We start from the raw sequence: 14,631 nt of genomic DNA on the forward strand, positions 1-14,631 counted from the left end.
CTGAGCCTCAGTGGCTCGAACAAGTGTGGGTCAAGATTGGATGGAAACGGTGGGTCAGGATCGCGCGGGAATCAACACTCATCCGCACAATGGCTAAGAGCTGATCGCCTATTTGCTATCGTGGTAGCGAAGAAAAATCAGCCGAAAGAGTTTGAATCGATTCTTACCGAAGCGTTGCTCGATTCATATCCTTCTCCGCACAATCTACTGCTTGCTCGTATGCGGACTTGCATTGACGAAGAGGGCGCGCGGGCACAGAACGCAGTATTGTCTGATCGAGATGTTCAAGCGGCCTGGCTAAGCGACTTCTTGGCCACCGCTCCGGCGGACGAAGGTTCCGCAGTAATGTCTGCAGTGCAGCGACATTGGGACGCACTTGGAGACCATATTCGCGATAATCTTGTCGAGTTCAGTAAGAAGGTTCGCGCTGCTTTTAGAGAGGCTAACCAGCAGGAAGTATTTGACCGCTGCGGCTTGAAACACAGCGATCTTCAACTCCCCTCAACGATCCTGAACTACAATCGATTTATTAGCACCAAACGCTTTGACCGTGGCCACCTTACTACGGGTCATGCTTTCAGAATCGGGGACGATTATTGGATCTGTCTTTCTCCCGCCTGCGATTTGGTGCCCGGGCAAAAGACTTCTGGATGGAACAAGCGACTGGGAAATGCCATTCCATTTATTGCATTCCGACTCTGGAAGATCGATAAAGATGAAGCCACCAAGAGCGCATCTACAAATAACTTTGTCTTCCTAAGTCACGAAGGCAATACTGAAGCCTATTCCATTTATCCCGAAGGGTCACTTGGCGGGAGAAATCCGGAATGGGAACAAATGTTTGCAGACGATCTTGGTCGTTTCCAAGGCGCTTCCCAGCTTCGCGTTTTTATTACGAGCGAAGAAGATGGAAAGCTAAGCACCTCGACACGTGAAGCCATAGTTGTTGCGCAGTTGAGACCAGAATATGCCCTGAATCTGCTACAGCGCGTGGGGGCCTTTTTGTTCAGACCAGGTCTGGGGATGTACTTCAAAAACCGCGTCATTTCAGCCGTTTGACCAAAATACGCATGGTAGGCGCCGGAACGGCGAACTAAGTCGCAAAGATTGACGCTTAGCCCGGCGGCCCTGTCCACCGTGACAATGATATTGGTAGGCCGTACAGGACTTGAACCTGTGACCAAAGGATTATGAGTCCTCTGCTCTAACCAACTGAGCTAACGGCCCCCGGGGTAATCGCATATACGAACCCTGGCGGGCTCGTTGGTTCCGGCGTTGCACCGGAGCGGCGGATTGTAAGCATGCTTGGGGGCCGGCCCGACGAGCCGCGAAGCGCGGCTACTTCTGCGACAGCGCGTTGCTCACCATCCTCGACGTGATGTCGACGATCTCGATCATGCGGTCGTAGGCCATGCGCGTCGGGCCGATGACGCCGAGCGTGCCCACCACCTCGCCGTCCACCTCGTACGGCGCGGAGACGATCGACAGCTCTTCAACAGGCACGACCTGGCTCTCCCCGCCGATGTAGATCCGCACGCCTTCCGCGCGGCTGGACACATCCAGCAGCCGCATCAGCTGCGTCTTCTGCTCGAACATGTCGAACATCCGCCGCAGGCTCCCCATGTCGTGGCTGAAGTCCTGCACCGTCAGCAGGTTCCTCTCCCCCGAGATGATCATCGGCTCGTGCTCCGTCACCCCCTGCTGCCCGACGTCCACCGCCGCGCTCATCAGCTTGGCGATCTCCCCGCGCAGTTGATCCACCTCGGACCTCAGGCGGTCCCGCACCACGTCCAGGCTCAGCCCCGCGTAGTGCGCGTTGAGCCGGTTGCTCGCCTCCGTCAGGTCGGACTGGGTCAGGTCTTGCGCCGTGAACACCAGCCGGTTCTGCACATCCCCGTCCGGCGACACCATGATCACCAGCACCCGTCGATCCCCCAGACGCAGGAACTCGATGTGGTGGAACACCGCCGTCTTCCGCGGCGACGTCACCACCCCCACGAAACTCGACAGGCTGCTCAGCAGATGCGCCGCGCTCGCGATCACCTTCTGCGGTTGATCAGGCAACAACTGGCTCTCGAACGACCCCACCCCCTCGCGCGGCATGCCCGGCTTGGCCGTCAGCAAGGTGTCCACGAACAGCCGGTACCCCCGCGCCGTCGGAATCCGCCCCGCGCTGGTGTGCGGGCTCGCGATCAGCCCCAGCTCCTCCAGGTCCGCCATCACGTTGCGGATCGTCGCCGGGCTCAGCTCCAGCCCCGACGCCTTCGACAAGGTGCGCGACCCCACCGGCGAACCGTCGGCGATGTACCGCTCCACCAGAGCCTTCAGCAGTGTCTTCGCGCGATCGTCGAGCATGTTTTTCATTCTAAAGAAGCCGGCGGCGCCACCCCCCGCATACCCCCGGTCCCAGCAGTTCGCTGTGGTGTAATTCCCGCCATGTCCAAGCGCTTCCGCCATGTGGCCATCGTCGGAAAACCCCAGTCGCGGGGCATCCGGCCCATCCTGGAAGAGATTGCCGATTTTGTCGCCTCCCAGGGATTGGATGTTTCCCTCGAACAGGCCACCGCCGACAGCACCGGCATCACCGCCCTCCCCGGCCTGTCCCACGCCGAACTCGGCGCCCAGTGCGACCTGGCCATCGTCGTCGGCGGCGACGGCACCATGCTCGGCTTCGCCCGCCAGGTCGCCCGCTACAACCTCCCCCTCGTCGGCATCAACCAGGGACGCCTCGGCTTCATCACCGACATCTCCGCCGACCAGTTCAAGGACGCCCTCGCCCCCATCCTCGCCGGCGACTTCGAGATCGAACACCGCTCCCTCCTCGAAGGCGCCGTGATCCGCGACGGCGAACAGATCTTCTCCGGCGTCGCCCTCAACGACGTCGTCGTCTCCCGCGGCGCCACCGCCGCCATGGTCGAACTGCGCGTGGACGTCGGCGACGAGTTCGTCGCCAACATGCGCGCCGACGGCGTCATCGTCGGCACGCCCACCGGCTCCACCGCCTACGCACTCTCCGCCGGCGGACCCATCCTCCACCCCGGCATCGCCGGCTGGGTCCTCCTACCCATCGCCTCCCACGCCCTCTCCAACCGCCCCATCGTGCTGCCCGACAACGGCGAGGTCCGCCTCACCATCGTCGCCGGCCGCGACGCGTCGGTGAACTTCGACATGCAATCCCTCGCCTCCCTGCTCCACGGCGACTGCATCACCGTGCGCCGCTCCCAGCACCGCGCCCCCTTCCTCCACCCCAGCGGCTGGTCCTACTACGCCACCCTGCGCCGCAAACTCCGCTGGAACGAAGGCACCACCTGATGCTGCGCCGCCTCGCCCTCAAGGACTTCGTGATCGTCCCGGCGCTCGAACTCGACTTCGCCGCCGGCTTCTCCGCCCTCACCGGTGAAACCGGCGCCGGCAAGTCCATCCTGATCGACGCCCTCCAGCTCGCCCTCGGCTCCCGCGGCGACGCCGCCGTCGTCCGCGAAGGCGCCACCCGCGCCGAAATCTCCGCCGAGTTCGACCGCCCCGCCGTCCTCGCCCCCTGGCTCGAGGAAGCCGGCTTCGACTCCGCCGTCGACGGCGCCGACGACACGCTGCTCCTGCGCCGCGTGATCGACGCCCAAGGCAAGAGCCGCGCATGGATCAACGGCGGCACCGCCACCGTCGCCCAGCTGCGCGAACTCGCCGAACACCTGCTCGACATCCACGGCCAGCACGCCTGGCAAGGCCTGACCCGCCCCGTGAGCGTGCGCGAGCTGCTGGACAGCTTCGCCCAGATCGAGACCAGGCCGATGGCCGCCGCCTTCACCGAGTGGCGCCAGGCCACCGAGGCGCTGTCCGCCGCGCAATCCAAGCAGGCCGACCTCGCCCGCGAGCACGAGCGCCTGAGCTGGCAGATCGGCGAGCTCGGCCGCCTCGCGCCCGGCGCGGACGAGTGGGACGAGCTGAACGCGGAACACCAGCGCCTGTCGCATGCGCAGTCGCTGATGGACGCCGCCCGCGGCGCGCTCGAACGCATCGCCGAGGCCGAGATCAACGCCGAATCGCTGACCGACGAGGCGCTCTCCGCGCTGCAGGACGTGCTCGTCTACGACGCCGGCCTGCAGGACACCGTCAGCGCGCTGCTCGGCGCGCAGGCGCAGCTGCAGGACGCCGCGCACAGCCTCAGCTCTTATCTGAACGCCGCGGACCTCGACCCCGACCGGCTGCAGCAGCTCGACGAACGCGTGTCCGCCTGGGTCACGCTCGCGCGCCGCTACCGCCGTCAGCCGGCCGAGCTGGCCGCGCTGCTCGAGGAATGGAAGGCCGAGCTCGCGCAGCTCGACGCCGCCACCGACCTCGACGCGCTGCAGGCCAAGCAGGCCGCCGCGTTGAAGCGGTATCAGAAGGAAGCCAGGACCGTCAGCACCGCGCGCGCCAAGGCGGCGCCGACGCTGTCCGACGCCGTCTCGCAGGCGATGCAGCAGCTGGGCATGTCCGGCGGCCGCTTCGAGGTCGCGCTGCTGCCGCAGGACGAGCCGCAGAGCTTCGGGCTGGAGTCCGCCGAGTTCCTCGTCGCCGGCCACGCCGGCAGCACGCCGCGCCCGCTGGCCAAGGTCGCCTCCGGCGGCGAGCTGTCGCGCATCGCGCTGGCCATCGCCGTCACGACCAGCCAGCAGAACAGCGGCGCCGGCACGCTGATCTTCGATGAGATCGACGCCGGCGTCGGCGGCGCGGTCGCGGAGACCGTCGGCCGGCTGATGAAGCAGCTCGGCCAGCGCGCGCAGGTCCTCGCCGTCACCCATCTGCCGCAGGTCGCCGCCTGCGCGGATCATCACTTCCTCGTCGCCAAGGCACTCAAGGACGGCAAGACCAACTCCGACGTCCGCCCCATCGCCGGCGAGGCCCGCACCGCCGAGATCGCCCGCATGCTCGGCGGCGAACGGCTGTCGTCGACCTCGCTCGCCCATGCGCAGGAAATGCTGGAGCTGTCCGCCAAGGGCGGTCCCGCCGACCCGGCCGGCAAGCCCTCCAACAGAAAGGTGAAGCCGTGAGCGCGCCCCATACCGCTCCGGTGCCCCCGGCCCTCGCCACCCCCACCGCCACCTCGCCCCGCGGCGAGGTCGTGCTCGTCACCGGCATGTCCGGCGGCGGCAAGTCGATCGCGATGCACGCGCTCGAGGACGCCGGCTTCTTCTGCGTCGACAACCTGCCGCCCGAGCTGCTGCCGCAGTTCCTCGACCTGGAACGCCAGCGCGGCTGGCGCCGTGTCGCGATCGCGGTGGACGTGCGCAGCGCCGGCTCGCTGCCGCAGCTGCTGCTGCACATCAAGGAAATGCGCCAGGAAGGCGTCTCGCTGCGCGCGATCTTCCTGGACGCCGACGACGACACGCTGCTGCGCCGCTTCTCCGAGACGCGCCGCCCGCACCCGCTGCGCGCGCGTTACGACGCGCGCGACGACGGCGACACGCACCGCGCGCTGCAGGAAGCGATCGCGCTCGAGCGCGAGCTGCTGACGCCGCTGCGCATGGAGTCCACCGTCATCGACAGCAGCCAGCTCCGCCCCGCGCAGCTGCGCGGCTGGCTGCGCGACCTGGTGCATGTGAGCGGTTCATCGCTGACGCTGGTGTTCGAGTCCTTCGCGTTCAAGCACGGCGTGCCCAGCGACGCGGACTTCGTCTTCGACGTCCGCGTGCTGCCCAACCCGTATTACGACCGCGAGCTGCGTCCGCTCACCGGCCGCGACGAACCCGTCGCGGCCTACCTGGAGAGCCAGCCCGAGGTCCGGCTGATGCTCAGCCAGATCGGCGCCTTCATCGCGCAGTGGCTGCCGAACTTCGCGCAGGACCAGCGCAGCTACCTGACCGTCGCCATCGGCTGCACCGGCGGGCAGCACCGCTCGGTCTACCTCGTCGAGACGCTGGCCAAGCAGTTCGCCTTCCACGGGCAGGTGTTGAAGCGGCATCGGGAACTCGACGCGCGCTGAGCCGACGCGGGCTTGCGCGCACGGCAGGCGCGCCAGGCGCGGACGGGGTCGCCCCCGCGGCGTTCAGCTTTGCTCGACCGCCTGGTGCTCGATCTCCTGCACCTGGTTGAACAGCAGGATGCCCAGCACGACCGACGCGAAGGGCATCAGCACCAGCATCAGGATCATCCAGAGCACCACGCCGCGCTCCGCGCGCTTGACCGCGATGCCCATGTACGCGAAGTGCGCGCACAAGCCCGCGAAGAGCCCCATGCCGAGCATGGTCAGCTTGGCCGGATCGCCCTCGCCGGCCACCTGGGTCTCGCTGATCAGGAACCACAGGCACACCCCGCTGGCGAGCAGCGCGATGAAGGCCGATTCCAATGCGCTCTTGATGGCCGCGGCCCGGCCCGGCTTGACGTCGTTCGACATGGTGTCCCTGGATGCGGTGGAAGCGGATGCGGAGCCGCCCTGGCCCCCCGTCCGTGATCCGCGCGAGCATAACGGAGCAGCGCCCGCCGGTAACGCGCGGAACCCCGGAGGCGCCCGCGGCCACCGAGCCGGAGACGCCTGACCACCGGCGTCTCCGCGGGCACCGGCCGGACGTCGCGCGACAGCGGCAGGTGCCACCCGGGAACCTGATCGGTTATCAGACGACTGACTCTCCTTGCACGCAATGTCCGCAGGAAGATCAGCATGACGACCATTTCCGAACACCCCAGCGCCCGCACCGACCTCCACACCGACGATGCCATCGACGAAGCGCTGGCGGCGCTCGACATCGAGACGAATTTCAGCCCGAAGAACAATCCCGGCATCGAGGACAGGGTGAAGCAGCGGGCGGTGTGGCTCAACACGGTCGCGCGACAGTGGCCGGGCGCGGACAACTCGCTGCGCGCGCAAACGCAGACGCTGTCGCGGCGGGCGAACGAGTTCCTTGGCAATTCCCGGGCGAGCGCCACCCAGTTGTACGAGCTCGACCGCGACATCAACCAGTTGCCGCAAGGACTGCATCAGGTCGCGGCCCACCTCGACGCCTTCGCGTACGACCAGCGGGAACTCTCCCGGCTGAGCACGGCGCTGGATCGCATCGCCGGGGGCGGCCACCGGTATGGCATTTCCGAACCCCGCTTCGCGGAGTTTCGCGCGACCGCCAAGCGCATTGCTTCGGCGATCGATGCGGGTCGCGACAACCTCATGGCCGGCCGCGCGCAGGCCCTGCACGACGACGTGACGACGATCACGGGGCAGACCGCCAGTCTGCGCGGCATCCTCCAACTCAAGAAGGTCATCCACCCGGACGACGCACTCCCCGAGACGCCGCATCCCGAACCGATCCCGAGCGCCGCACGGCGCACGGTCTCCCCCGCCACGCTGCTGCGCGGCGCACTGTCGCGTGTGGCCCATACCGCGCAGTCGGCGCGGAACGCCTTGGTCCAGCACCTGTCGCCCCAGCGGATGAAAGAGGCGAAGCTCGCCGAGATGGCGCGGCGCAAGGAGGCCCAGGCGCCGCTGCGCGAGGAGCTGTCGCTGCTGGACGATGACCTCTCGGGGGCGGAACTCCGCGTGAGCCTCTTCGGTTTCAAGCCCGGCGTGCCCGATCCGCAGTCGGTGGCGCAGTGGCAGGACCGCACGGCGTGGGTCAGTAGCACCCTGAACCCGATCCTGAAGGCAGCGCGACGGACCGAGGCGGCCGCACTGCGCGCCCTGGCCAGGAGCAGCAAGCCCGAGGCCGTCGCTCAACAGGCGATCGCCAAGATCCGCTCGCAGCTGACGGCATTCAATGCCGCCCTCGACGAGCGCGGCGAAGACATGCGGAACTTCAAGTTCCAGCAGCGCCCCTGGCCGCCCGTCGCCGGTCCGGACCGCGAGGGACGCGCCGCGTGAGTCCCGCGGCGCTGCCCTAGTCCAGCAGCTTCTTCAGCGGCGCCGGCAGCGCGTACTCCGCCAACCGCTCGCGCGCGACCCACACGCCGTCGCCCGCGGGCCGCGTCTCGCGCGTGAGCAGCGCGCGACGCGGGTGCAGCAGCCAGTCGAAGTGCGTCAGCACATGCTTCACCCGCGGCAGCGTCTCCGGCGCCGCGACGCCCAATGCCGCGCTCTGCGCGGTCAACGCGGCTTCGTCATCGAAGAGGGGCAGCGTCCACAAGCCGCCCCAGACGCCCTCCGCCGGCCGCTGCTGCAGCCAGATGCGGCCCTCGTGCTCCACCCACAGCCACCAGTTCTCCCGCTGGCCGCGCTTGAGCTTCTTCGTCTTGATCGGGTACCGCGTGGGATCGCCCTCCGCCAGCCCCGCGCACAGCGAGGCCACCGGGCACAGCAGGCATTGCGGGCTGCGCGTCGAACACAGGCTCGCGCCCAGGTCCATCATCCCTTGCGTGTAGGCCGGCATGTCCGCGGGCGACGTCGGCAGCAGCAGCTCCGCCTGGCGCCACAGCCGCTTCTCCTGCGCCGCCGAGGCCATGTCGCCGTCGAAGGCCAGCAGACGGCCGAGCACGCGCTTCACGTTGCCGTCCAGGATGGCGACCCGCTCGTCGAAGCAGAACGACGAGATCGCCGCCGCCGTCGACCGGCCGATGCCGGGCAGCTCCGCCAGCACCGCCGCGCTGCGCGGGAACGCGCCGCCATGCAGCGCCACCACCGCCTGCGCGCACTTGTGCAGGTTGCGCGCGCGGCTGTAGTAGCCCAGTCCGGCCCAGGCGGCCATCACCTCGTCGTTGGGCGCGGCGGCCAGCGCGGCCACGTCGGGGAAGCGCTCCAGGAAGCGCCGGTAGTAGCCCAGCACCGTCGTCACCTGCGTCTGCTGCAGCATGATCTCCGAGAGCCACACGCGGTACGGATCGCGCGTGTTCTGCCAGGGCAGGTCATGGCGGCCGTCGCGGCGCTGCCAGGCCAGCAGCCGCGGCGCGAAATCGCCGCGCACCGCCTCGACGCGGGCGTCCAGTTCGTCGTCGGTCATCGGGGAGGTCGGCGGAAGGGTCAGGTCTCTCAAGGCTGGCGGCTCGGCTCGCGGTTTGGGGCTCATCGCTTCTGGCAACTTGGACAGAAGAACGTCGACCGCTGCCCCTGCACGATGCGCCGGATCAGCGTGCCGCAGACGCGGCAAGGTTCGCCCTCGCGTCCGTAGACACGCGCCTGCATCTGGAAGCTGCCCGCCACGCCGTGCGCGTCCTTGAAGTCGCGCAGCGTGCTGCCGCCGGCTTCGAGCGCCTCGCCGAGCACCTGCCGCAGCGCGCCCGCCAGCTTCTCCGCGCGCGGCTTGCTGAGCTTGCCCGCCGGCGCGCGCGGATCGACGCCGGCCATGAACAGCGCCTCGCACGCATAGATGTTGCCCGCGCCGACGACCACGTCGCCCGCCAGGATCGCCTGCTTCACCGCGACGCGCCGGCCGCGGAAGCCTGCATGCAGATAGGGACCGTGGAATTCGATGTCGAAGGGCTCCAGCCCGATGCGGGACAGCAGCTTCGCGGCCGGTTCCACATCCAGCCCGTCCGACCACACGACGGCGCCGAAACGCCGCGGATCGGTCAGCCGCAGCACACCGCGGTCGGTGACCAGTTCGAAATGATCGTGCGGCCCCGCCGGGGGCGGCTGCTCGCGGAACGCCAGCGAGCCCGACATGCCCAGGTGCATCAGCAGCCCGCCGCCGTCCTCCTCCGGATGGCCCGGCTGCTCGGCGGTCGGCACCAGCGGCAGCCACAGGTACTTGCCGCGCCGCGTCGTCTCGCCGACGCGCCGTCCGACCAGCCGTTCGGCCGCGACACCCAGCGGCCAGCGCAGCGGTTTTCCCAGCCGGACATCCAGCACGCGCGCCCCGGCGATGGCCGGCGCAAAACTTCGTCGTGTAACTTCAACTTCCGGTAACTCGGGCATCCCGGGATCATAGGCGCGACCTGGTTCCGGGGTCCCTAGAATGGTCCGCGGCCCCCGGTTTGCCCCGCGAGCCTTCCCGCCCAGTTCAGGAGTCACGTCATGCCCGCCCTTGTGCGCCACCGCTGGTGGCTCTCCGCCGCCCTCGCCCTGAGCTGCGCCGCCCACGCCCAGATCTCGCCGTCGCCCCAGTCCGATCCGTCTCCCGCCCCGGCGGCCGCGGACGCGCCCGCCTCCGCCGCCTCCGCGCCCGTGGTCAATTCCGACCTCGACGCGCCGATGTTCTATCAGCTGCTGATCGGCGAGATGGAACTCCAGGGCGGCGAACCCGGCGTCGCCTTCCAGGTGCTGCTCGACGCCGCCCGGCGCAGCGGCGACGAGGAGCTCTTCCGCCGCGTCGTCCAGATCGCGCTGCAGTCGCGCGCCGGCGACCAGGCCGTCATCGCCGCCCGCGCCTGGCGCGAGGCGATCCCGACCTCGGTCGAGGCGCACCGCACGCAGATCCAGCTGCTCGCGCTGCTGAACCGCCCGGCCGAGATCCCGCCGGTGCTGCGCTCGCTGCTCGCGATGACGCCGGCCGACGGTCGCGGCCCGCTGATCGCCGCGCTGCCGGCGCTGTTCCAGCGCAACCCGGAACCGGTGCGCATCCAGGAAGCCTTCGAGCCGATGCTGCGCGAGACCGCCGCGAGGCCCGAGACCCGTTTCGCCTCGCTGCTGGTGCTGGCGGAATTCGCCAAGAAGGCCGACCGCTACGAGACCGCGCTGATCCACGTCCGCGCCGCCGCCAAGGACTTCCCGGACCGCGAGGAACCGCTGCTGATGGCGCTGGAGCTGCTGCCCCGCCGCCCCGAGGCCGAGGCGCTGATCACCGCCGAGCTGCAGGCCAAGCCGGACAAGCAGTCGCTGCGCCTGGCCTACGCCCGCGCGCTGGCCCGCGCGCAGCGCCCCGGCGACGCGGCCCGCGAGTTCCGTACGCTGACGCAGCAGTCGCCCGACGAGCCCGGCCATTGGCTGGCGCTGGGCTCGCTGGAGCTGGACCTGCAGCATCCCGACGCCGCCGAGGACGCGTTGCAGCGCTACATGAAGCTGGTCGACAAGCCGGACGTCTCGTCGCTGGCCGAGCGCGCGATCGCCGCCGCCGGCCTGGACAAGGCGGACCGTGAAGCGAAGCAGCAGGGTCAGTTGTTGCTGGCGCAAGCCGCCGAGATGCGCGGCGACTTCAAGACCGCCGAGAAGCGGCTGGCCGCGATCGAGGCGGCGCCGGGCAACCTCGACATCGCCTATCGCCGCGCCTCGCTGCTGGCGCGCCAGGGCAAGCTCGAGGAAGGCCGCAAGCTGCTGCATCAACTGCCCGCCGACCGCGAGCAGGATCGCCGTGCCCGCACGCTGGCCGAGTCGCAGCTGCTGCGCGACAACAAGCAGTGGCAGGCCGCCTATGACCTGCTCGGCACCGCGATCAAGGACGCCCCCGAGGACGCCGACCTGCTCTACGAGCAGTCGATGATGGCCGAGAAGCTCGGCCGCGCGCAGGAGATGGAAGCGCTGCTGCAGAAGGTGATCCAGCTCAAGCCCCAGCACTACCACGCGTACAACGCGCTGGGCTACTCGCTGGCCGATCGCAACGAGCGGCTGCAGGAGGCGCGCGACCTGATCTCGAAGGCGCTGAGCTTCGCGCCGGGCGAGCCCTTCATCGTCGACAGCATGGGCTGGGTGGAGTTCAGACTGGGCCGGCTCGGCGAGGCCGAGCGGCTGCTGCGCCAGGCCTACGGCTCGCGTCCGGATGCGGAGATCGCCGCCCATCTGGGCGAGGTGCTCTGGGCCGCCGGTCAGCAGGACGAGGCGCGCCGTGTCTTCGCCGACGCCGCCCGCCGCGATCCGCGCAATGAAGCGCTGCAGTCGGCGATGCAGCGACTGCAGGTCCGTCCTTGATGCGGCGGCGGCAGTTCAGCGCGAGCGCGATGGCGGCGCTCGCCGGGGTCGCGCTCGCCGGTTGCAGCTCGGTGCCCAAGGCATCGGGCACGGACGCCGCGGCGCTGGCCGATGCGCCGCGCCTGACCGGCAAGTTCGGACTGATCGTCCCGGCCGGTGCCGCCGGCCAGCGCGGACAGAACGTCAACGCCAACTTCGAGCTGCTCGGCGATCCGCGCCGTGGCCAGCTCGAGATGAGCACCCCCATGGGCAGCCTGGTGGCGCGCGTGTCGTGGCAGCCGGGCTCGGCCTGGGTCAAGACACCGGACGGCGACCGCGCCTATGACGACATCGACGCGCTGACGCAGGAGCTGCTCGGCGAGACGCTGCCGCTGCAGGCGCTGTTCGACTGGCTGCGCGGACGGCCGTGGCCGCAGGCGCCGTCGCGGGCCGCCGGCGAGTCGGGCTTCCAGCAGCTCGGCTGGCAGGTCGACCTGCGGCGCTTCGACAATCAATTGATCTCCGCCCAGCGCCTCAATCCGAACGGGCCGGAACCGCTGGCCACGCTGCGCCTGAAACTCGACGCGCCGGCGTCGCCCTGACTCCCTCTGGCCACCCCGTCCCCACGTCCACGACGTCCATGATCTCCTCCCCCTCCGCGGCGCCGCTCAAGGCGCTCTACGACGTGCCGGCGCCGGCCAAGCTCAACCTCTTCCTGCACGTGGTGGGCAAGCGGCCGGACGGCTATCACCTGCTGCAATCGCTGTTCGTGCTGATCGACTGGGCCGACACGCTGCACTTCGAGCGCCGCGACGACGGCGCGCTGCATCGCCACGACCAGGGCGACTCTCTGCCGCCGGACGACCTGTGCCTGCGCGCCGCACGCGCGCTGCGGCAAGCCAGCGGCTGCACCTTCGGCGCGGACATCCACATCGAGAAGCGCCTGCCCTCGGGTGCGGGCATGGGCGGGGGCTCGTCGGACGCGGCCAGCACGCTGCTGGCGCTCAACCGGTTGTGGGGCTTGAACTGGTCGCGCGAGCGCCTGCTGCCGATCGCGCTGACGCTGGGCGCGGACGTGCCGTTCTTCGTCGGGGGGCGGAACGCCTTCGTCGAAGGCATCGGCGAGGTGCTCACCCCGCTGGAGGTACCGGAGCTGCGGCTCGCGGTGGTCAAGCCCGGGGCGAGCATCGCCACCAAGGACATTTTTTCCAGCCCGCTGTTGCAAAGGTCTGAAAGCGTGGCTATAGTAGCGGGCTTTCCTGCAGCGAACGGCAGACGAAGCGAAGGGGTTCTGGCAACAGATTCCCGAAGCGACGAAACCAATAGCTGGGGTGGACGCAAAGGCAATATTGCCGGCGATCACCAAACGTCGGAAATACTCGTTGGGCAGTTGTTTGAAGGATGGGGCAGAAATGATCTGCAACCTCCCGCAGAAGCTGCGAGCCACGAAGTATCGAAGGCGCTTGAATGGTTGCAGACCCGCTACGAAAATTCTCGTATGACGGGTTCAGGCAGTGCAGTTTTTGCTATAGTTCGACCCTCGCTGAATGCAATGCAGACAGCAGCGGAAAAGATAGATGCAGTTTCCGGCCTGGAGAGCAATCTCAAGGCGACACCGGAAGGTGAGTTCGAAAAACTCCCGGACGGTTGGGTCGGAAAAATGTGTCGCAGTCTGTCGGTTCACCCTTTGCGGGGCTGGGCCGAAGATTGAAGGTTGTAGGGTGCTGTTCCACGAACAGTGTCCGGTGTAGGGGAGTCGCCAAGTTGGTCAAGGCATCGGATTTTGATTCCGACATGCGAGGGTTCGAGTCCTTCCTCCCCTGCCAAATTTTCAGTTTCAATCCGGGACCCGCTGGGTTGGCCACCGGGCCATAAGTCTAAGGATGGCCCGCTGTGCTGCTCAATACCGTCCTCTTCACGGGTAACGCAAACCCGACCCTCTCCAAAGAAATCGCCACGCATCTGGGCCTCGAGCTCGGAAAGGCCGTGGTCGGTCGATTTTCCGATGGTGAGGTGGCTGTTGAAATCCAGCAGAACGTCCGCGCCCGCGACGTGTTCATCGTCCAGCCCACCTGCGCGCCGACGAACGAGAACCTGATGGAGCTGCTGATCATGGTCGATGCGATGAAGCGCGCCAGCGCGCGCCGCATCACCGCCGTGATTCCCTACTTCGGTTATGCACGCCAGGATCGCCGCCCGAGATCGACGCGCGTGCCGATCTCGGCCAAGGTCGTGGCCAACCTGCTGGAGACCGTCGGCGTCGAGCGCGTCCTGACGATGGACCTGCACGCGGACCAGATCCAGGGCTTCTTCGACATCCCGGTCGACAACATCTACGCCTCGCCGGTGCTGCTGTCGGACCTGAAGGCCCGCAACTACGCGGACCTGGTGGTGGTCAGCCCCGACGTGGGCGGCGTGGTCCGCGCCCGTGCGCTGGCCAAGCAGCTGGGCTGCGACCTGGCGATCATCGACAAGCGCCGTCCGTCGGCCAACGTCTCCGAGGTGATGCACGTCATCGGCGAGATCGACGGCCGCAACTGCGTGATCATGGACGACATGATCGACACGGCCGGCACGCTGGTGAAGGCCGCGGAAGTGCTGAAGGAACGCGGCGCCAAGAGCGTCTTCGCCTACTGCACGCACCCGATCCTGTCGGGCCCGGCCATCGAGCGCATCGCGGGTTCGCTGCTGGACGAAGTCGTCATCACCAACACGATTCCGCTGTCGGAGACCGCCAAGGCCTGCGGCAAGATCCGCCAGCTGTCGGTGGCCTTCCTGTTCGCCGAGACCATCCGCCGCATTTCGGACGGTGAATCGGTGACCTCCCTCTTCAGCGAGCAGAACAACAACTTCTGATCGCATCCTGAGTTCCGGCCGCTGTTCGCAAGGACCGCGGCCGTTTCGCGAAGGCG

13 protein-coding genes and 2 tRNA genes are annotated in these 14,631 nt (G+C 68.0%); 10 read left to right on the forward strand and 5 right to left on the reverse strand.

Translation table 11 applies throughout. The features are described from left to right. Positions 1–1,059 (forward strand): hypothetical protein (locus AC07PR_RS16890; RefSeq protein ID WP_495135969.1); only part of this gene is annotated, 1,059 nt, incomplete at its 5' end. 91 nt (positions 1,060–1,150) lie between these two features. Here AC07PR_RS16890 and AC07PR_RS16895 read toward each other — a convergent pair. Then, a tRNA-Ile gene (locus AC07PR_RS16895) sits at positions 1,151–1,227 on the reverse strand. A 111-nt stretch (positions 1,228–1,338) separates the two neighbouring features. Beyond that, positions 1,339–2,355, reverse strand: a complete 1,017-nt coding sequence (gene hrcA / locus AC07PR_RS16900) for a heat-inducible transcriptional repressor HrcA (protein WP_377161764.1) — start codon at positions 2,353–2,355, stop codon at positions 1,339–1,341. 81 nt (positions 2,356–2,436) lie between these two features. On the opposite strand from hrcA, the gene AC07PR_RS16905 reads away from it, so the two are divergent. From AC07PR_RS16905 to rapZ, 3 genes are read left to right on the forward strand one after another with little or no spacing between them, the layout of a single operon-like run. Next, complete coding sequence (locus tag AC07PR_RS16905) at positions 2,437–3,312, forward strand: NAD kinase (RefSeq protein ID WP_483107650.1); 876 nt, start codon at positions 2,437–2,439, stop codon at positions 3,310–3,312. Then, positions 3,312–5,030, forward strand: a complete 1,719-nt coding sequence (gene recN, locus AC07PR_RS16910) for a DNA repair protein RecN (RefSeq protein ID WP_495135970.1) — start codon at positions 3,312–3,314, stop codon at positions 5,028–5,030. The genes AC07PR_RS16905 and recN overlap by 1 nt, the downstream gene beginning before the upstream one ends. A 20-nt stretch (positions 5,031–5,050) precedes the next feature. Continuing rightward, a complete protein-coding gene (gene rapZ / locus AC07PR_RS16915) occupies positions 5,051–5,962 on the forward strand; it encodes an RNase adapter RapZ (protein WP_483109287.1) in 912 nt (303 codons plus the stop codon). Positions 5,963–6,025: 63 nt separating this feature from the next. Here the strand turns inward: rapZ and AC07PR_RS16920 are convergent, their stop codons facing one another. Then, positions 6,026–6,373, reverse strand: a complete 348-nt coding sequence (locus tag AC07PR_RS16920) for a hypothetical protein (protein WP_377160724.1) — start codon at positions 6,371–6,373, stop codon at positions 6,026–6,028. Between the two features lie 264 nt (positions 6,374–6,637). On the opposite strand from AC07PR_RS16920, the gene AC07PR_RS16925 reads away from it, so the two are divergent. After that, positions 6,638–7,828 (forward strand): hypothetical protein, encoded by a 1,191-nt coding sequence (locus AC07PR_RS16925; protein ID WP_495135971.1) that lies wholly within the window; start codon positions 6,638–6,640, stop codon positions 7,826–7,828. A gap of 16 nt (positions 7,829–7,844) precedes the next feature. Here AC07PR_RS16925 and mutY read toward each other — a convergent pair whose 3' ends face one another. Then, positions 7,845–8,933, reverse strand: coding sequence for an A/G-specific adenine glycosylase (mutY, locus tag AC07PR_RS16930; RefSeq protein ID WP_495135972.1), 1,089 nt, complete (start codon positions 8,931–8,933; stop codon positions 7,845–7,847). Between the two features lie 29 nt (positions 8,934–8,962). Next, a complete protein-coding gene (mutM, locus tag AC07PR_RS16935; RefSeq protein ID WP_495135973.1) occupies positions 8,963–9,814 on the reverse strand; it encodes a bifunctional DNA-formamidopyrimidine glycosylase/DNA-(apurinic or apyrimidinic site) lyase in 852 nt (283 codons plus the stop codon). 99 nt (positions 9,815–9,913) lie between these two features. On the opposite strand from mutM, the gene AC07PR_RS16940 reads away from it, so the two are divergent. The 5 genes from AC07PR_RS16940 (at position 9,914) to AC07PR_RS16960 (ending at position 14,575) form a co-directional block, all read left to right on the forward strand. Then, positions 9,914–11,740 (forward strand): tetratricopeptide repeat protein, encoded by a 1,827-nt coding sequence (locus tag AC07PR_RS16940; RefSeq protein ID WP_483107655.1) that lies wholly within the window; start codon positions 9,914–9,916, stop codon positions 11,738–11,740. A gap of 29 nt (positions 11,741–11,769) precedes the next feature. Beyond that, positions 11,770–12,321, forward strand: coding sequence for an outer membrane lipoprotein LolB (locus AC07PR_RS16945; protein WP_495135974.1), 552 nt, complete (start codon positions 11,770–11,772; stop codon positions 12,319–12,321). A 38-nt stretch (positions 12,322–12,359) separates the two neighbouring features. Next, on the forward strand, positions 12,360–13,430 hold the full coding sequence (gene ispE / locus AC07PR_RS16950) for a 4-(cytidine 5'-diphospho)-2-C-methyl-D-erythritol kinase (protein WP_495135975.1): 1,071 nt from the start codon (positions 12,360–12,362) through the stop codon (positions 13,428–13,430). 38 nt (positions 13,431–13,468) lie between these two features. Further along, positions 13,469–13,545, forward strand: a tRNA-Gln gene (locus AC07PR_RS16955). Between the two features lie 67 nt (positions 13,546–13,612). Beyond that, entirely contained in the window at positions 13,613–14,575 is a 963-nt protein-coding gene (locus AC07PR_RS16960; RefSeq protein ID WP_377160709.1) for a ribose-phosphate pyrophosphokinase, read from the forward strand. The last annotated feature ends 56 nt before the right edge of the window (positions 14,576–14,631 follow it).

The organism is Roseateles sp. GW821-FHT09H11 (assembly GCF_059415845.1).

Bases quoted from the DNA above. Each gene is read 5' to 3' on its own strand.
- hrcA (WP_377161764.1), bottom strand. From the start codon at position 2,355: ATGCTCGACGATCGCGCGAAGACACTGCTGAAGGCTCTGGTGGAGCGG.
- AC07PR_RS16905 (WP_483107650.1), top strand. From the start codon at position 2,437: ATGTCCAAGCGCTTCCGCCATGTGGCCATCGTCGGAAAACCCCAGTCG.
- recN (WP_495135970.1), top strand. From the start codon at position 3,312: ATGCTGCGCCGCCTCGCCCTCAAGGACTTCGTGATCGTCCCGGCGCTC.
- AC07PR_RS16920 (WP_377160724.1), bottom strand. From the start codon at position 6,373: ATGTCGAACGACGTCAAGCCGGGCCGGGCCGCGGCCATCAAGAGCGCA.
- AC07PR_RS16925 (WP_495135971.1), top strand. From the start codon at position 6,638: ATGACGACCATTTCCGAACACCCCAGCGCCCGCACCGACCTCCACACC.
- mutM (WP_495135973.1), bottom strand. From the start codon at position 9,814: ATGCCCGAGTTACCGGAAGTTGAAGTTACACGACGAAGTTTTGCGCCG.
- AC07PR_RS16940 (WP_483107655.1), top strand. From the start codon at position 9,914: ATGCCCGCCCTTGTGCGCCACCGCTGGTGGCTCTCCGCCGCCCTCGCC.
- AC07PR_RS16945 (WP_495135974.1), top strand. From the start codon at position 11,770: ATGGCGGCGCTCGCCGGGGTCGCGCTCGCCGGTTGCAGCTCGGTGCCC.
- ispE (WP_495135975.1), top strand. From the start codon at position 12,360: ATGATCTCCTCCCCCTCCGCGGCGCCGCTCAAGGCGCTCTACGACGTG.